Source organism: Providencia rettgeri, assembly GCF_023205015.1.
Taxonomy (GTDB): Bacteria; Pseudomonadota; Gammaproteobacteria; order Enterobacterales; family Enterobacteriaceae; genus Providencia; species Providencia rettgeri_E.
Map to the genome: position 1 here is coordinate 2730939 of NZ_CP096258.1, position 18889 is coordinate 2749827.

An 18889-nucleotide genomic window follows, 5' to 3' on the forward strand; every position below is an offset into this window, starting at 1 on the left:
CCGCCAGCAACCTGCTGGCGGTATCGTTTTGTCATTAGAGTAACCGAAATAAAGAGGTTCCCGTGTCCCGTACAATTATGTTAATACCTACTGGCACCAGCGTTGGCTTAACTAGCGTTAGCCTAGGTGTCGTTCGCTCAATGGAACAAAAAGGTGTTCAATTAAGCGTTTTCAAACCTATCGCACAGCCACGCGTCTCTGGCAATAAAGACCAAACCACTGAAGTCCTGCGCTCTCATTCAAGTATTACCACCATTGTTGAGCCCCTAACAATGGAATACGTTGAATCGCTACTGACCTCTTCCAAAAAAGATGTGTTAATGGAAGAAATTGTCGCTCGCTATCATGACCACACAAAAAATGCGGAAGTAATTTTAATTGAAGGTTTAGTGCCAACGCGTAAACATTCATTTGCTCAATCATTAAACTATGAAATTGCTAAAACATTAGGCGCAGAAATTGTTTTCGTCACTGCACCAGGCAACAGCTCAATCACGCAAATGCAAGAGCGTTTAGAGTTAGTACGCAACGAGTTTGGTGGCCAACGTAATAAAAATATTATTGGTGTTATTATCAACAAGGTGAATGCACCTGTTGATGAGCAAGGTCGTACTCGCCCTGACCTGTCTGAAATCTTTGATGATTCAACGAAAGCGACGGTGGCTAACCTCGATACTAAGCAACTTTCTGCACTAAATCTGCCTGTTCTTGCATCCATTCCGTGGAACTTTGATTTAATTGCCACTCGTGCAATTGACATGGCAAAACACTTAGGTGCGGAAGTTGTTAACGAAGGTGAAATTAAAACTCGCCGTGTTAAATCTGTTACCTTCTGCGCACGTAGTATCCCGCACATGCTTGAGCACTTCCGCCCTGGCTCATTATTAGTGACCTCCGCAGATCGCCCTGATGTGTTAGTTTCTGCATCATTAGCAGCAATGAATGGTGTTGAAATCGGTGCGGTTCTACTAACAGGTGGCTACAACATTGATCCGCCTATTCGCCAACTGTGTGAACAAGCATTCGAAACAGGCCTACCTGTGTTTATGGTGAAAAGCAATACATGGCAAACATCACTGAATCTGCAAAGCTTTAGCTTAGAAGTTCCTGCTGATGACCATGAACGTATTGAAAAAATCCAAAACTACGTGGCCCGTCATATTAGTAGCGATTGGATCGAATCACTGGTTGCAGACTCTGAGCGCCCTAACCGCCTATCACCACCTGCTTTCCGTTATCAGTTAACTGAATTAGCACGTAAAGCTGGCAAACGTATCGTTCTTCCTGAAGGCGACGAGCCACGCACCGTTAAAGCTGCATCTATCTGTGCAGAACGCGGCATCGCAACTTGTGTACTGTTAGGTAACCCAGAAGATATTCGTCGCGTTGCGGCAGCACAAGGTATTGAGCTCGGTACGGGCATTGAAATTGTCGACCCAGTTAAAGTACGCGAAGAGTACGTTGCTCGCCTCGTTGAATTACGCAAGAACAAAGGAATGACCGAGGTTGTTGCTCGAGAGCAACTAGAAGATAACGTCGTATTAGGTACATTAATGCTAGAAAAAGGCGAAGTTGATGGCTTAGTTTCTGGTGCTGTTCATACGACTGCAAATACTATTCGTCCACCGCTGCAATTAATTAAAACAGCACCGGGCAGCTCATTAGTTTCTTCCGTCTTCTTTATGCTATTGCCTGAACAAGTGTTTGTTTATGGTGACTGCGCTATCAACCCAGACCCAACTGCAGAGCAACTATCAGAAATCGCTATCCAATCTGCTGATTCTGCAAAAGCGTTCGGTATTGACCCACGCGTTGCGATGATCTCTTATTCTACTGGTGATTCAGGTGCAGGTAGTGACGTTGAAAAAGTGCGTGAAGCAACACGTTTAGCGAAAGAAAAACGCCCAGACTTAATCATCGATGGCCCATTACAATATGATGCGGCAGTGATGGCTGACGTTGCTAAATCTAAAGCGCCTAACTCGCCAGTTGCAGGTAAAGCGACCGTATTTATCTTCCCTGACTTGAATACCGGTAATACCACTTATAAAGCAGTACAACGTTCTGCTGACTTGGTATCTATTGGTCCAATGCTGCAAGGTATGCGTAAGCCTGTCAATGACTTATCTCGTGGTGCATTAGTTGATGATATCGTTTATACGGTTGCATTAACCGCAATCCAAGCAGTACAAAACGAAAACGCATAATTTATCTCTTTATGCTAAAAAGCGCTCAATAGAGCGCTTTTTTTTATATTTGAAATCAATGGCACAAATAAACAAATTAATTACCATTAAAACTATCATCAAGTTTATTAGTCGCATTTTTTATTAACTATATCAAATTTACCGATGATAGCATTCGCACAAATTTTTTGTGTCACATGATAGCGATGGTAATAATATGAATCACCTAACTAAAAATCTTATAATCATAATCGGGACTTTATTCCTAGCGTCTTGCTCCAGTCGCCTTCCGTCTTCATCAGAACAATCAAATTTTTTGAGTAACTATGAGCGTTTATCTGAAGTCAAAACGCCGTCTGGCAATATAATCAAAGCATGGCGTTCAGACCAACTAAATATAACCCAAAAGAATAAACTTATTTTTACCCCAATAAAATTTAAGCCTCTTAATGAACACAATAAAATAAATGAAAAATTCGCAACGGTTCTACTTAATTACACGAATCAACAGGTCAAAAAAGAGTTAGAAAAGCACTTTGAATTAACTCAAACACCAGGGCCTAATACATTACAATTTTCAGGTGTCATTACCTCTGTTAGCGCAACTGCCGAAGAACTCAAACCCTATGAAGTTTTACCTGTCATGTTAGTGATAGCTGGAACCCAACTTGCGGTAGGAAGCCGAGATGCTGACACGAATATTTATTTCGAATGGAAAGTCACTGACTCACAAACTGAATTACCTTTGTATGAAGCCATTAGGAAAAACAGTGGGAACCAATTAAGCAATACAGAGCAGGTGATTACCTTAGAAGATTTAAAGGACGCTGTTGATATTATCGCGGATGAAGTTGTTCCAAACGCATAATATGCCATTACGGATGGTAAATTAAATTACCATCCGTAATTTAATAGACTATCTTTTACGCGTAAATAATGAAACTACCACTGCAACAATAATATTCAGAATAAATGCCGCAATACCGATATTCATGAAACTTAAACTTTCCCCCAACCAAGGGAACAGTTGTGCTAACGAAATTTTCTCGATATAAGTTACCGCAAGGAATAAAACCCCCGCAGAAATCCCACAAATCGCCCCTGCTGGTGTCATTGGATTTTGTTGTTTAAAGCTCATCAATAACGCAGGGAAAAACTGTGCGACAATATTTACCCCGAGTAACATAATCGCTACGAGAGTATCGTTACTGTGGAAAATAAAATACAAGCTGACTAACGCAACAACTGGCACCATAAAACGCGCATAAACACCCGACTGGCGTTTTTCTTCACTTACACCCATCGCTTTTTGCACAACGCCGGCTAACATATTGGAGGTGGTTAGCAACAACATCGACCCTGGGACTAATGCGGTTAACATCCCTGCTGCACCGATAAAACCGACCACAATCGGTGAGAAGGTGCTTTTAGATATCTCAAACAGCGATAAATCCACCGCGGCCCCTTCAAGATGCGGAATTTGCAATATAGACGCATAACCGACAAAAAAAGCAAATAGCATAATCAAACTATAAGCTGGGATCAGAATACTATTACGTTTCAGTGATTTTTCATCCTTTGCAGTAAACACTGCGGCCATATAATGTGGCCAACAGAAATAGGCAACCACAGATAAGAATATTGTGGAAATATACCAAGGAATATTTAACCCTGTTTCGGAGAAGGTTAAAAAGCTTGGCATCGCCGTATCTATCGCTTTAAACATCTCCCCAAAACTACCGTAATAATGTAGTGGGATATAAATACCGATAAACACCACCACAATTAAAATCATTAAATCTTTCAGGGCAGATGTCCAAGCAGAACCATGAATACCTGAAATCATCACAAACAGCGTCACAGCAATAATTCCAATCCAGATGGCAATATCTGCAGGAATTGCGCCATAAGATGCTTGAGAAACAATAATACCTAACCCTTTGAGCTGCAAAACGAATAAAGGCACCATCGCAGCAATAGAAATTAAGCTAATTAAGAACCCTAAACCTGGGCTTTGATATTTCTTGGTAAACAATTCAGAAATCGTTCTGACATCATTATCTTTAGCAAAGCGCCATACTCTTGGATGTACCCAATATAAAAAGATCCCCATAAACGCATTGACTGCTAAGGTATATAGGATTGCAGGGCCTTTTCCGTAAGCCCAACCGCTCCCTCCGAGGAAGGTAAAGGTGGTATATATTTCCCCTGCACTGAGTAAAAAAACCAGCAGAGCCCCGTAGCTACGACCACCGACAGACCACCCTTCGTGATCCATCGTTTTTCCTTTTTTAGCGCGAATAGCTAAATAAATACTAAAAAAGAAAAATGCAGTGATGATAATTAATGCGGAACTCATGATGTTTCCTTAGTATTTTTATTATCTAATACATTGATTAGTAACATCACCAAAGCTGTAACAATCACCCATGCGACAATCCAAAACATTAAAAATGGCAAGCCCATCACAAAAGGCTCGACTTGGTTAACGAAATAAATGCCCACGGTTAATGCTAGAATTGGGAAAATAACTAAATAATGATACCACTTCATAGAAAATTCCTTATTCCATTACCCTAAAGAAACCAATTCACGGGGTAGATGACTTAGCATTTCAACGCCATCTTCAGTGATGAGTAGCATATCTTCAATCATAATACCGCCCACACCAATCCCGTAATATGGCGTTTCTAAACTCATAACCATCCCGGCTCGAAATACTTCTGTCGTTGCAGCACTCACAAATGGGGCTTCTTCTAACCCGACAAACACCCCATCACCATGGCCTAGGTGCCCACGGTTATAATAAGGCAATCCCGAGGAACGAATAAGTGCCATGGTTTCATTAAAAACATCACTTAATGCGACACCGGGTGCAACTCGGCTTAACATATATTGATGGCCTTTTAAAATGGTTTGATAAATAGCAGCGACTTTTTCATCCGGTTTACCAACCACAAATGTGCGTGCAATATCCGCGCCATAGCCAGCCACATCAACGCCACAGTCAAATTTAATTACATCGCCTTCTTTTGCCGGTTGGTCATCTGGGATCAATTTTGGGGAAAAATCACTGCCAACTGAAATTAAATGGAAACGGCTATAGTTCGTTTCTGGAAATTCCATCACTTTCGCTTTAAAAGCTGCAGTTAATTCTGCTGAAGTACAGCCAACTCGAATTAATTTACTCGCAGCAGCGATACCGGCTTCTGTAATTTGTGCAGACTTTCTGAGGTGAGCAATTTCCCACTCACTTTTAATCATGCGTAATTCATTAAATAGAGGTGAAGAGTCAACCAAATTTAGCCCAGGGATAACCTTATCCAGCCATACTTTCCCAGTATGGGTAATTTGGTTTAATTCAATCGCAACTGGTTTCCCATAAACGCCCGCATCTGACAGCGCCTCTTTCAGTATATTAAAAATCGTTTCTATTGGGCTATTAATTGGCCTTGCCTTCATTACTTTGCCATTTTCAGGATTGTAAGGGTCATCTACATCCACCCAAATTGGAAATGTTTTAATCTTTGCATTAGGCATTTGAAGTGATAAATTCGCCGCTTCAAATTCATTCATAATAACCAATGATTCAATAGAAGGATCACGGAAAATAACTGCGATAGCAGAGCCGGTTTGCCTGAAAGTATACATAAAGAAGCTCGCAAAACCGGTTAAGTGATAAAAATTATCACCCACTGTTGCGATTAATGCTTCAATCCCTTCACGCTCCATAATCTCACGGGCTTTATGAGTTACGTTCTCAAGGTGTTGTTGTTTCAAAAAAGTATTCTGTTTATCAATTGTCATTTTTATTCTCTCGAAGCGTCTATCTACATCACGCAATGCATCATATCGCAAACGATAAATGTTAAGATCTGTCACATTATATCTAGTGTAGAAATGAATACATCGTTTAACATGCAAGTTATTTATAACTAATAGTTATATATTAGCCTGAAATTAACTTTGCTAGAGATTTGATTTTAGGGAAAATAAAGAAAAGGACTAAATAAATTAGCCCTTTAATCATTTAAATCTGAGTAGTTATGAGTTTTCAGCACAAGTGATGGTTTTTTCTAACTCATTATTACGTGTTAACCATAAAGAAAGCGCTTTAAGTGAATCTGGCGTAAATTCGTCACAACGTGCGCTGATCTCTTTCGGAGTCAACCAACTGACCTCAGCCACTTCAGTTTCTTGTAAAGCGAATGGGCCATGGCTTACACAACTAAACAACCCGCCCCATACACGACAATGCGCATCTTCAAAATAAAAATGGCCATGTTCAGCAAAAGGAACACCTGCAATACCCAGCTCTTCTTCCGCTTCGCGCTTTGCAGAATCAAGGATATTTTCACCTTTTGTCACGACGCCTCCTGCTGTTGCATCAAGGAAACCGGGGTGAAAATCTTTAATATCTGTGCGTCGTTGAACCAGTATTTTTCCCATTCCATCATGGACAACGATGTAAGTTGCACGATGGCGTAGGTTTTCTGCTCGCATTTGGCTACGTGTTGCCTGAGCAATCACCGTATTGTCTTCATCAACAATATCGACCCACTCAACGACTTCGGTTGGTTGTTCCATCCTGTAAACCTTTTATTTTTAAGCTAAAACTGCTTATATCATTAGACTGATTATTATTGTGCGCCAAACAATAATAATCTGCATTGATCCACAACTATAGAAACGATCCTAGCTGAATTTGTGATGGGTTGCCATCATAAAAAAGCACTTCTTTCTTTATTACAATGCTAATGAGAGCCAGTTTCTTTAAGGTACTCCAAGCAAATCATACAAATTGTGTTCACAAATGCTATAGTTAAATCATAACTAAGCAACAACGCTGCGGTTTGAGTATATTGACAAGGGGTATCCCCTAAATAGTTCAAATTGCAGCTAGGCGCTAAGAGATGGCATCCTTAGGAGCATACACAAGTATGTGACTAAGGTGACAGAACGTAAGCAACAACGCTGCGGTTTGAAATATGACGGGGATAGCGATGAAGATACTCATAACAGGCGGCACCGGGCTAATCGGAACACCACTTATCCAAAAACTGATCTCTCTAGAGCATCAGGTTACTGTATTAAGCCGCTCTCCACAAAAAGTTTATAGCCATTTTTGCAAGGCTGTTGAGTGCTGGACGACTCTCAATGACCAAACTCACTTAAATGAATTTGATGCTGTCATTAACCTTGCTGGCGAACCCATCGCGGAAAAACGCTGGACAGAGGAACAGAAAAAATTGCTGTGTGACAGCCGCTGGAAATTAACTCAACAGCTTAGTGAATTAATTACGGCCAGTGAAACACCACCTAGCGTATTTTTATCAGGTTCAGCCGTTGGGTATTATGGCAACCAAGGCCAATCAGTCGTCACAGAAGACGAACAGCCCCACGATGAATTTACTCACCAACTCACACAGCATTGGGAAGCTTTAGCCGCTAATGCGCAATCAGAAAAAACACGCGTTTGTTTATTACGCACCGGCTTAGTGTTATCAGCGAATGGCGGTTTACTTGCCAAAATTCTCCCCATTTTTAAAATGGGTGCGGGTGGCCCAATTGGTGACGGGAAACAATACATGCCATGGATACATATCAACGATATGGTGCGTGCGATTTGTTTTCTATTAGACACCCCAACGCTATCAGGTCCCTTTAATATGACCTCACCTTATCCGGTTCATAATGACTTATTTTCTGCCACATTAGGTGATGTTCTCAATCGCCCTTCATTTGTGCGAACACCCGCTTTTGTGATTAAAGCCATTATGGGGGAATCTGCAGCACTGGTCTTGGGTGGCCAACAGGCGATCCCCAAACGATTAGAAGAGGCAGGCTTTCAATTTGAACATATCGAATTAAAAGAAGCGCTTACTGACTTGCTTCTTCCACAGGCTGATCAGTAGATATTATTTCGCCCCCTGCCAACGGTGAAATAGGTCTTGTTCCAGTTCGATATCAAACTGATCAAGAATGCGATTCACCGTTTGGTCAATAATATTTTGGATTGTTTCAGGTTGGTGATAAAACGCAGGCATTGGGGGCATGATCACGGCTCCTATTTCTGCAGCTTGAACCATTAGTTTCAAATGCCCAACGTGCAATGGCGTTTCACGGACACCTAAGAGTAATTTTTTACCTTCTTTCAGCACTACGTCCGCAGCTCTAGTGACCAACGTATCTGTATAACTATGAACAATGCCTGATAACGTCTTCATGGTACAAGGCATGATCACCATACCTGCGGTACGGAACGAGCCCGAAGAGATTGCAGCTGCGATATCACGGCTATCATAGTTATGGTCAGCGAGCTGTTGAACCTGTTTGACACTGTAATCTGTTTCTAATGCTAATGTTTGGCGGGCAGCCGCACTCATCACCAAATGGGTTTCTACCTCTTTGACAGGTTTCAACACTTCAAGCAAGCGGACACCATAAATCGCCCCACTTGCCCCGGTTAACCCAATGATCAGTTTTTTCATTTCGCTGCCCTATTCACGATAACTCACCGTATTATATACAAATCACACTAGAATGGCAGACACCAACGACGCTGTAGCTCTAGCTATGACGAATTTTTTGGCTATCAGCCGCAATCCCAATTATACACGACCCGACTAAAATCACGTTTTTTCAAATCATCAGGGTGAATAAAGAAATTACCCACACCGATATCCCCCCAGAGGATGTCAACTTCATGGTCGCTATCTATTTGTAGGAGTAATTCATATTGTTGAATTTCTTCCTCATACGTCCTCGGATCAGTTTGGGTAAAAAATGGATAACCGCCAATACAGTGAGCACCTGACGCGAATGCATCACTATAAGGTTCAACCCATTCGTCGTAAAAATCTTCACCTTCAAATTGGTCTTCATAATCGTAGAGGTTATCGACCCCTAAAATTTTCTGACCAAATTGGAAATCATCGATACTGATGTACTGTTCCGCGAGCACATATTCAATACGGCATTGACAGTCTACCGGTGTATAATAATCATCGTTGTGTGCCGCAATAACCTCAGAGAAATCTTGGGTTAATTGGTTTGGGTCTTCAATAATATCCTCCCAATAAACGACTCTGAAGTCCTCTTGGTTTTGTCTATCATCGAAATCTGCACCATATAAATCATCACCACCAATAAAAAACTGCAAAATACCTTTTTCTGGGTAATTTTCAAGTTTGGGCATTTGTGCAAAATTAATTTGCGCCAACAACTTTAAAGGCGTTCCTTCACTATTGGTTGGGTATTTTTCATTCAAAGGCAAGTATGGCATACCACCGACTCGGCTCTCCCATAACACATAATTATCAACGGGGGTTAAGGCCATTTTTACAAACTGTTTTTTAGTGGCTTTAATTTTATCTGCGAAAGGTTTAATCACATCAGGAAGGGAATTGAAGTCGACCATATAGCATTCCAAATAGACAGTTAATGTCCCTCTAGACTACTCGATTTTTACGTATTTTAAATCAGATATAACTGTAACTTATTCTTTCGTTTCAAGTCATAGTTAAAAACTATAACTCATTTTCTAAATAGTTTCGGTTACAGCTAGGCGGCGAATGAAGCTATCCCAAGGAGCATACAAAAGTATGTGACTTGGGTAGCTGAATAAAGCCAACAACGCTGTAGCCTACACTATGACGAAAATTGACGAAAATTTAGCCTTCGTTGTAAATCTCCAGATCCTCGACTTCACTCTGATCTTTGAGCTTTAACTCATCGTCTTTACGTAAATTCTCTAGGTAGTCTAAATAACTTTGGTCGATATCTTTTGTCACATAAATACCATCAAATACTGAGCATTCAAACTCCGTGATTTCCGGGTTTTCTTCTTTGACAGCATCCACCAAATCACTTAAATCTTGGAATATTAGGCCATCTGCACCGATAAGCTTGCGGATTTCATCCACTTCACGACCGTGTGCAATCAATTCATTAGCATTTGGCATATCAATACCATATACGTTCGGGAAACGCACTTCGGGTGCCGCTGAGGCAAAGTAAACATTTTTTGCTCCAGCTTCGCGTGCTAGCTCAACAATTTGCTCTGATGTTGTTCCGCGCACAATTGAGTCATCGATGAGTAAGACGTTTTTATCACGAAACTCTGCACGATTCGCATTAAGTTTACGACGCACGGATTTACGACGCTCTTGCTGACCCGGCATGATAAATGTACGGCCTACATAACGGTTTTTCACAAAACCTTGGCGGTAGGGTTTATCAAGAATATGTGCGATTTCTAGCGCAATATCACACGATGTTTCTGGGATAGGGATCACCACATCGATATTTAAATCTTCCCATTCACGGGCAATTTTGGCGCCCAGTTTTTGTCCCATACGTAATCTTGCGTTATATACCGACACTTTATCAATAAAAGAGTCTTGGCGTGCAAAGTAGACATACTCAAAGATACATGGGGTTAATTGTGGGTTGTCAGAACATTGGCGTGTAAATAATTGCCCTTTTTCTGTCACATATACCGCCTCACCCGGAGCCACATCGCGTAAAAATTCGAAGCCTAAAGTGTCGAGTGCAACACTTTCTGAAGCGACCATGTATTCGTGCTCACCACTTTCAGTAATGCGGCGCCCTAGTACTAATGGGCGAATTCCATGAGGGTCACGGAAGGCTAACATGCCATGGCCAATAATTAATGCCACGCATGCATATGCACCGCGTATTTTTTTATGCATGGCAGACACTGCGCTGAAAACATTGTCTGGCTCAAGAGGGAAATGATCAAACCTATCCAACTCATGCGCTAATACGTTCAGTAATATCTCAGAATCAGAGGTGGTGTTAACATGGCGGCGAGCGGTTTCAAATAAGCTTCGCGTTAATTCGTGCGCATTTGTCAGATTACCATTATGTGCAAGGGTAATACCAAAAGGTGAGTTTACATAGAAAGGCTGTGCTTCTGATGCACTCGAACTGCCTGCTGTAGGATAACGAACATGGCCCAACCCCATACAACCTTGTAGTCTGAGCATATGTCGGGTTTCAAAGACGTCTTTTACAAGGCCATTCGCTTTACGTAAACGAATATTATTTTTGCCATCAATTGTGGCAATACCTGCTGCATCTTGCCCACGATGCTGAAGCACCGTGAGAGCATCATAAATTGATTGGTTTACCGGTGTAACACCGGCGATACCGACAATACCGCACATTTAGTCTTTCCTCATCAGCCAGACGGAGAAATGTTCTCCGGTAGGAAACTTGACGCATTTTGCAGGTAGTCAAAAAACCACCTGATTATATGACTGAACTGCGGAATAAGTTCCGAACGTTGCCAATCCTCACTTTGAGGTAATGGTGTAAATGTATCGAGAAAAAACAGCAATGCCGAAACAATCAGTACACCACGCAACGCGCCGAAGCAGATCCCCAGAACCCGATCTGTGCCTGATAACCCGGTTTTTTGTACTAACGAGCTAATCACATAGTTCACCACCGCGCCAACAATTAATGTGGCAATAAACAGTGCGGCGATAGCAATGCCATTCCTAACCAGTACATCCTCAAAGCGAGTAAAATAGCCCGCTAAATAAGGGTAGAATGTACTCGCAACAAAAAAAGCACAGCCCCATGTAACCAATGAGAGCGCCTCTCGTACAAACCCACGGATCAAGCTAACTAGTGCCGAGAAGCCAATAATGGCGATAATTGTGTAATCTATCCAGACCATATTTTATTCCAAAATTCGCACTCACGACATCAGCGAAGTGCATTCTAACAGAAAACGAAAACGTTTGCGTAACCATTTTTCTATCAAATTTAAAAAAATAGCGGCGAAAAGAAAAAATCATAATCGCCGCAGTAAGTTACTAAATCCCCTTACCTTTTAGGGATTATTGAAATTCTATTTTAAGGTTTATAGCTTTGAATTATTCCTTTTGTTCCCGTAATCTTGTTCAATTCAGGTAAAGCTGCTTCTAAGCGCTGCCTTGAGGCTTCTGGCCCTACGTAAATACGTGTGAGTTTATTATTCACCGGTTTTGCGGGAACCGTATACACTTGGTAACCAGACAACCTTAGTTTAGCGACTATCTCCTCAACTTTACTTGCATTGTTCAATGCAATCACTTGCACCACAAATGCTTTGCCCTGCGGCTGAGGTTTTGGCTCGGGCTTAGGTTCTGGCTTGACTGGCTCAACGACGCTCGGTGCAGGGACTGTTGCCGATGGCCGTGTTTCAACCCGTTCATTTTGCTGCTGCGTAATGGCTTCTGACAACATGGCTTCAGAAGCCCCTTCTGAAGAAGCGGTGGTTGTCGTACTCACAATAGGCGCTATTGCCTCAATATCTTCTTCATCACCCGGTTTAGGGATAATAGGAATGGCCGCAAATTCATTTTCATTGTATTTCTTATCGCCATCAAGCAGAGCAGGAAGCACAATGACCCCCACTGCAACAAGCACAATGGCGCCAGCAAGTCGATTCTGAAATTTACTAGCCACCGGCACTATCCTTCTTGATTTTCCAATAACATCATGACGTGAGCGACGGTATGAAATGACCCGCACACCACAATCACATCTTGCTCGTTCGCATCGATGCAAGCTTGTTGCCACGCTTTTTCTACGCTGTCAAACTGGTTAGCCGCTGGTAAATATTGACTAAGTTCGGCCACATCGGCTCCCCTAAACTCAGTGAGTGGCGCGAGGTACCAGTCGGTGACTTGTTGAGACAAGCACTCAAGCGTCCCTTTGATATCTTTATCGCCTAGCATCCCAACCACCGCGCGAATGCGACGGTTTTTAGTTTCTGGTAAGGTAGCTAATTTACTGACTAAGTACCCAGCTGCATGTGGGTTATGAGCGACATCCAATATCATTAACGGTTTTTCACCGATAATTTGGAACCGTCCCGGTAATTGAGCCGATTTCAAGCCTTGATGAATAGCGGGTTCAGTCACTATCTGGGCAATATCAGTGTCAATTTCCAGTAAGCAACTCACCACACCCAGCGCTGTTGCTGCGTTCGCTAAAGGTACATTAGGTAACGGTAAATTATGCCATTCACGCTGTGAACCTTTCCATGACCAACTATTCGCTTGTTCACTGTATTGCCAATCTGTACCTCGGCGAAATAGCTGTGTACCAAGCAGCTCAGCCACTTCGCCAATTGAGGCTGGCATGTCCGGCTCACCGACCACTGCATAGTGACCTTTGCGGAAAATACCGGCTTTTTCATAACCAATATGTTCACGGTCTGCACCTAGCCAATCTGTATGGTCTAAGGCAATACTGGTGATCGCCGCAATATCCGCATCAACGACATTGGTCGCATCTAACCGACCGCCTAAACCGACTTCTAAAATCACAATATCGAGTTTAGCTTGCTTAAATAATTGTAAAGCCGCCAAGGTACCGTATTCAAAATAGGTCAGCGAAATATCTGCACGTTGTGCTTCAATTATGGCAAACGCCTCACAAAAATCAGACTCAGGGAGCTCCTGGCCTTGAATACGAACGCGTTCGGTATAACGAATAAGGTGCGGTGAACTGTAAACCCCAACCTTTAACCCAGAAGCCATAAAAATGGACTCTAGTGTATGGCACGTTGTTCCTTTGCCGTTGGTTCCAGTGACTGTGATAACTTTGGGAGCAGGTTGCGTTAGGTTCATTTTCCTAGCAACTTGACCGACTCGATCCAACCCCATATCAATATTTTGGCTATGTAAGTCGGTGAGATAAGAAAGCCAAGCCTCCAAAGGAGACTTGGCGTTAGGAATGATTAGATTACTCATCATCTTTTTTATGCTTTTCAGAATCCTTTTTTGGCTCTTGGGCATCTAGTTCATCAACGGCATCAATATCGATTTCAACCGTTTCCGCTACAATGATAGGTGTCTCATTAAAGCTCGGTTTATTGGTTAACATCGCCAATATTTCAGCTAAACGGTCACGCATCTCAGGGCGGCGAACTATCATATCAATCGCGCCTTTCTCAAGTAAGAATTCACTGCGTTGGAAGCCTTGTGGTAATTTTTCACGAACCGTTTGTTCGATAACACGCGGCCCAGCAAAACCGATTAATGCTTTCGGCTCTGCCACGTTAATATCACCTAACATCGCTAAACTAGCAGACACTCCCCCCATGGTTGGGTCGGTCAATACTGAAATGTAAGGTAAACCACGTTCTTGCATTTTTGCTAATGCGGCACTGGTTTTTGCCATCTGCATCAATGATAACAAGGCTTCTTGCATACGAGCTCCGCCACTCGAAGAGAAACACACCAATGGGCAGTTATCTTCCAGTGCTTGCTCAACCGCACGTACAAAACGCGCACCGACAACAGAGGCCATTGAACCGCCCATAAAGGCGAATTCAAATGCTGCTGCTACAACAGGCATGCCTTTCAATGTGCCTTTTAGCACGATGATCGCATCTTTTTCACTCGTTTCTTTTTGCGCTGCAGCAATACGGTCTTTGTATTTTTTTGAATCTTTGAACTTAAGAATATCTTTTGGCTCAAGCTCACTGCCTAATTCCGTTGTTGAGTTTTCATCAAGGAAGGTTTCTAAGCGCTGACGTGCGTGAATTCGCATATGGTGGTCACATTTAGGACACACAGATAAATTACGTTCTAATTCAGCACCATATAATACTTGCCCACAGCTATCGCATTTAGTCCAAACCCCTTCTGGGATATTGGCTTTGTGTGATTGGGTCAAGTTACCTTTCTTTAAAATTTTTTCAATCCAGCTCATTAATGGACCTTTTTGTCTGATTCACTCTGGTTATCACCAGTATGTAATTTTTTGCCATTAAACCACAATGATATCTCACTGTAGATAAAAACTTGTTAAACCGCTTAGCGGTTATCGATTTTTTGCGCTGCCGCACGCTTTTCTTTCGCCGCTATTCGACGATGACGAATAATTTCAACCACACCCGGCAGAATTGAAACAAAGATAATCGCGACTATCAGTAATTTCAAATTGTTTTGCACGAACGGTAATTCACCAAAGAAATAACCCGCATAAGTGAATAATAATACCCAAATAAACGCGCCCGTCACATTATAAAAAGCAAAGTGACGATAAGACATTTTCCCCATTCCTGCAACGAATGGTGCAAAAGTTCTGACTATCGGCACAAAGCGTGCCAGTATAATCGCTTTACCGCCATGTTTTTCATAAAAAGCATGGGTTTTATCTAAATAAACACGACGAAAAATCTTCGAGTCTGGATTTTTGAATAATTTTTCACCAAAAATACGCCCGATAGTGTAGTTCACCGCATCACCAATTATTGCCGCAGTGATCATTAAAGCGACCATTAAATGGACATTCAGGTCATTGCTGTCTAATGACGCAATCGCGCCAGCAACAAATAATAACGAATCTCCAGGTAAAAATGGTGTGACCACTAACCCTGTTTCACAAAATAGGATCAGAAATAGGATACCATAGACCCATGTACCATAATCTCTGACCAGTTCAGCAAGATGGACATCGATGTGTAAAATAAAGTCGATAATAAACGTGATAAATTCCATAAAATCCTCATTGATAATAGCATCCATGCTATTTACAAAAATTATGAGATAAATAAAAATTCGCTTTACATCAGTTCATCTGCCAGAAAAAGCGGCCCCATCACATTCTGAGGCAACTCAAATTTCTCTGGGTAATCGACACTCACTAAATACAACCCTTCCGCTTTTGCGGTTGCAGCTGCCTTGGTACGGTCTTTTAACTCAAGAAGATGCGCCATCCAATCAATGTTTTGATTGCCACAACCAATCTCCAACAGACTTCCGACAATATTTCTCACCATATGGTGAACAAACGCATTGGCTTTGATGTCTACCACCACATAATTACCGTGGCGGCTGACATTCACATGCATCACATTACGCCATGGCGACTTCGACTGACACTGGACTGCTCTGAATGAGGTAAAATCACGCTCACCCAATAGCGCCTGTGCCGCTTCATGCATTCTTTTTTCATCGAGTGGGTAATGAAAATGCGTTACGCCATTCGATAAAATTGCAGGCCGATAACGATGATTAAAAATCACATAGCGATATCGACGCGCTGTTGCACTAAAACGTGCATGAAACTCTTCAGCTACAGGTTTACACCAGCGGACAGCGATATCTGCTGGTAAATGGGTATTAGCCCCCATCGTCCAAGCCGCCTCTTTACGGATGGCCGAGGTTTCAAAATGCACCACTTGGCCTGTGGCATGCACACCAGCATCGGTACGCCCTGCGCAAAACACGCTAATTGGCTCCGCAGCAATCTTTGATAAAGCTTCTTCTAAGCAGCCTTGAACACTTTTGACTTCTTGCTGACGTTGCCAACCAAAGTAACGACTGCCGTTGTATTCAATACCTAATGCGATTCGATACAACTGTGTAGACTCAGACATTAGTAAAACAGCTCCTGAGCCAGTTTTTCTGCTGTTTCTACCGCCATCAATGCCCCACCGAAACGCACGTTATCAGCCACTGACCAAAATTGTAAAATTTCAGGTATGCCGTAATCATTGCGTACACAACCAATACTGAGTTGATCATGACCTGACGCTTCAGTTACCTGTGTAGGATAATCTCCCTCTTCTGAGACCTGAATATCGTCAAAACGTTCAAGTTCATTGTTAACTTCTTCTGCACTCATTGGGCGCAATGTTTCTAAATGAACAACTTGTGCATTACCATAAAAAACAGGGGATTGGATAAAACTCACCGCCACTGGCAAACCATCGTCTTGCAGTACCTTACGCACTTGCTCAACCAAACGACGTTCGTGAACCACACTGCCTTCCATGTCAGCCAGTAATGGCAACATATTGAACGCGAGTTGCTTACTAAAACGACCTTCTTCTGCAGGAATACCATTCAATAAACGCGCACTTTGCCCGGCCAGTTCGTCGACGGCAGCTTTACCATAACTGGAAACCGACAGCATATTTGTTAAGGTAATACGCCCTAACCCTGCGGCATCCACCAGCGGTTTAATCGCTGTTAATAGTTGGCTTACCGAGCTATCTGCCAATGAAATAATATTACGGTTGCGGTAATCAGCTAGCACGTGCGGATTCACATTTGGCACGACCAACGGCACATCCGGTTCTTGGGCAAAGACACCGCTAGTATCGATAACAATACACCCTTCTTGCGCTGCCAAATCGGCATATTCTAGGCTCACACCTTCATTGGCAGCAAAAAAGGCTATTTGTGCCTGTGACCAATCAAAATCGGCCACATTTTCAACTTGAATACTTTTACCATTAAAGCGTACGCTCTCCCCTGCACTACGCTCGCTGGCAAGTAAATACAATTCGCCGACTGGGAATTCTCTTTCTTGTAACAGTGAAATAATCGCTTCACCTACAGCACCGGTTGCGCCCAATACTGCAATATTCCAACCTTCAGTCATGGCTATTCCTCTAAAAAATAAAAAAAATCAAACAACCCCCAATTATTAGGGGCTATTTAATTAGATGTTCATTTTAACTACATTTATTATGCGTGGGTTAAACGAGTCTTAAAACCCAGCGCATTCAGCTGCGATGCCGTTTGTTCATTATCACAAATAATTTCAAGGGATGACCATTCACGGCGTTCTTGGTAATTTTTGCGCAGTTTATCAAATTCGCCTTTGCCCCCTGCAACCGCTCTTAACGCAGCGTCATCTCGGCGCACATCATACACGAGATGCACTAACCTTTTGAGCTGGTTTTGCGTTAATTTACCATTGAAAGTCAATTGATTAATATCTGGCTTAGGCAGTAAGGATGAAAGGCAAACTTGTGACGATTTGCCGAGAAACTGACAGTAAGCTTCATAAACTTGCGTGGTTCCTCGCGCTTTGCCTTCTAGCGTATAACCTGCAATATGCGGCGTGCCGATATCCACTAATGCTAAAAGTGCTGTGTCTAAATCAGGCTCTGGCTCCCACACATCTAAGATAACACTGAGCTTTTTTCCGCGGTTAAGTACAGATAATAGTGCTTTATTATCCACTACCTCACCCCGACTTGCGTTAATCAAAATGGTGCCAGCCCGTAATTTTGCTAAACGCGCTTCATCCATTAAATGGAAAGTTTGATATTCCCCTGACATATTCAGCGGAGTATGGAAGGTGATGACATCAGCGCGCTCAAGGAGATCTTCAAAAGAAACAAATGGCTCTTCGTCCCCTTTGGCTGCTCGCGGTGGGTCGCAGAGTAATGTTTTGACGCCCCAAGCCGATAACCTAGCGGCTAAGCGCCCTCCGACATTGCCAACGCCAATAATGCCAACGGTTTTATCACGCAAATCAAAGTTATCGCGTTCCGCTAGCAATAATAGTGAGGAAATCACATATTCAACAACGGCTATCGCATTACAACCCGGCGCTGATGAAAAACCAATATTTGCCGTTGATAACCACTCGGTATCAATATGATCAAAACCGGCTGTCGCGGTTCCAACGAATTTAACTGGCGTATTACCGAGCAGTGATTCATTGACCTTAGTGATAGAACGCACCATTAATGCATCCGCATCAATTAATTCTTGTTCTGGTATAGGACGTCCCGGTACTGCTTTCACTTCACCAAGCTCGCTAAATAAAGTTTGAGCATAGGGCATATTCTCATCGACTAAAATTTTCACGCTGTTGTCCCAATCAATCACTTTTTTGTATTGTGTCGTTATATAGATAGGTGGAACAATATT

At 42.4% G+C, this 18889-nt stretch carries 18 protein-coding genes; 3 read left to right on the forward strand and 15 right to left on the reverse strand.

Annotation, left to right across the window (positions count from 1 at the left end; genetic code table 11):
• Nucleotides 1–77 precede the first annotated feature (77 nt).
• Both pta and M0M83_RS12510 read left to right on the forward strand, forming a co-directional pair.
• On the forward strand, nt 78–2207 hold the full coding sequence (gene pta, locus M0M83_RS12505) for a phosphate acetyltransferase (protein WP_213913237.1): 2130 nt from the start codon (nt 78–80) through the stop codon (nt 2205–2207).
• Nucleotides 2208–2502: 295 nt separating this feature from the next.
• On the forward strand, nt 2503–3054 hold the full coding sequence (locus M0M83_RS12510) for a DUF3313 domain-containing protein (RefSeq protein WP_248466661.1): 552 nt from the start codon (nt 2503–2505) through the stop codon (nt 3052–3054).
• 48 nt (nt 3055–3102) lie between these two features.
• On the opposite strand, the gene M0M83_RS12515 is transcribed toward M0M83_RS12510, so the two are convergent.
• The 4 genes from M0M83_RS12515 to yfcD form a co-directional block, all read right to left on the reverse strand.
• Entirely contained in the window at nt 3103–4545 is a 1443-nt protein-coding gene (locus M0M83_RS12515; protein WP_213913223.1) for a sodium:solute symporter family protein, read from the reverse strand.
• Entirely contained in the window at nt 4542–4739 is a 198-nt protein-coding gene (locus M0M83_RS12520; RefSeq protein WP_125891316.1) for a DUF3311 domain-containing protein, read from the reverse strand. The genes M0M83_RS12515 and M0M83_RS12520 overlap by 4 nt, the downstream gene beginning before the upstream one ends.
• Nucleotides 4740–4757: 18 nt before the next feature.
• Nucleotides 4758–5993, reverse strand: a complete 1236-nt coding sequence (locus M0M83_RS12525) for a M24 family metallopeptidase (RefSeq protein WP_248466662.1) — start codon at nt 5991–5993, stop codon at nt 4758–4760.
• A gap of 237 nt (nt 5994–6230) precedes the next feature.
• Nucleotides 6231–6773 carry an NUDIX hydrolase YfcD gene (yfcD, locus tag M0M83_RS12530; RefSeq protein WP_213913222.1) on the reverse strand — a complete coding sequence of 181 codons (543 nt, stop codon included), beginning with the start codon at nt 6771–6773 and terminating at the stop codon, nt 6231–6233.
• A 416-nt stretch (nt 6774–7189) separates the two neighbouring features.
• Here yfcD and M0M83_RS12535 point away from each other — a divergent pair, with 416 nt between their 5' ends.
• On the forward strand, nt 7190–8101 hold the full coding sequence (locus M0M83_RS12535; protein WP_248466663.1) for a TIGR01777 family oxidoreductase: 912 nt from the start codon (nt 7190–7192) through the stop codon (nt 8099–8101).
• A gap of 3 nt (nt 8102–8104) precedes the next feature.
• Here M0M83_RS12535 and M0M83_RS12540 read toward each other — a convergent pair whose 3' ends face one another.
• The 11 genes from M0M83_RS12540 to pdxB form a co-directional block, all read right to left on the reverse strand.
• Nucleotides 8105–8677 (reverse strand): UbiX family flavin prenyltransferase, encoded by a 573-nt coding sequence (locus M0M83_RS12540; protein ID WP_248466664.1) that lies wholly within the window; start codon nt 8675–8677, stop codon nt 8105–8107.
• Nucleotides 8678–8781: 104 nt separating this feature from the next.
• Nucleotides 8782–9606 (reverse strand): YwqG family protein, encoded by an 825-nt coding sequence (locus tag M0M83_RS12545; RefSeq protein WP_248466665.1) that lies wholly within the window; start codon nt 9604–9606, stop codon nt 8782–8784.
• Between the two features lie 253 nt (nt 9607–9859).
• The gene (gene purF, locus M0M83_RS12550; protein ID WP_125891322.1) at nt 9860–11377 is read right to left on the reverse strand and encodes an amidophosphoribosyltransferase; all 1518 of its coding nucleotides are present in this window, start codon (nt 11375–11377) and stop codon (nt 9860–9862) included.
• Between the two features lie 14 nt (nt 11378–11391).
• Nucleotides 11392–11895, reverse strand: a complete 504-nt coding sequence (gene cvpA / locus M0M83_RS12555; protein ID WP_004912301.1) for a colicin V production protein — start codon at nt 11893–11895, stop codon at nt 11392–11394.
• A gap of 179 nt (nt 11896–12074) precedes the next feature.
• Nucleotides 12075–12668: an SPOR domain-containing protein gene (locus M0M83_RS12560; RefSeq protein WP_248466666.1), complete on the reverse strand. Its 594-nt coding sequence runs from the start codon at nt 12666–12668 to the stop codon at nt 12075–12077.
• A 5-nt stretch (nt 12669–12673) separates the two neighbouring features.
• Complete coding sequence (gene folC / locus M0M83_RS12565) at nt 12674–13963, reverse strand: bifunctional tetrahydrofolate synthase/dihydrofolate synthase (protein ID WP_213913218.1); 1290 nt, start codon at nt 13961–13963, stop codon at nt 12674–12676.
• Entirely contained in the window at nt 13953–14924 is a 972-nt protein-coding gene (gene accD / locus M0M83_RS12570; RefSeq protein WP_125891325.1) for an acetyl-CoA carboxylase, carboxyltransferase subunit beta, read from the reverse strand. Before accD ends, folC begins: the two co-directional genes overlap by 11 nt.
• A gap of 104 nt (nt 14925–15028) precedes the next feature.
• Complete coding sequence (locus M0M83_RS12575; RefSeq protein ID WP_125891326.1) at nt 15029–15715, reverse strand: DedA family protein; 687 nt, start codon at nt 15713–15715, stop codon at nt 15029–15031.
• Between the two features lie 65 nt (nt 15716–15780).
• Nucleotides 15781–16596 carry a tRNA pseudouridine(38-40) synthase TruA gene (truA, locus tag M0M83_RS12580; RefSeq protein ID WP_125891327.1) on the reverse strand — a complete coding sequence of 272 codons (816 nt, stop codon included), beginning with the start codon at nt 16594–16596 and terminating at the stop codon, nt 15781–15783.
• Entirely contained in the window at nt 16596–17606 is a 1011-nt protein-coding gene (locus M0M83_RS12585; protein ID WP_248466667.1) for an aspartate-semialdehyde dehydrogenase, read from the reverse strand. The genes truA and M0M83_RS12585 overlap by 1 nt, the downstream gene beginning before the upstream one ends.
• Before the next feature lie 86 nt (nt 17607–17692).
• Nucleotides 17693–18826 (reverse strand): 4-phosphoerythronate dehydrogenase PdxB, encoded by a 1134-nt coding sequence (gene pdxB, locus M0M83_RS12590; protein ID WP_125891329.1) that lies wholly within the window; start codon nt 18824–18826, stop codon nt 17693–17695.
• Nucleotides 18827–18889 lie beyond the last annotated feature (63 nt).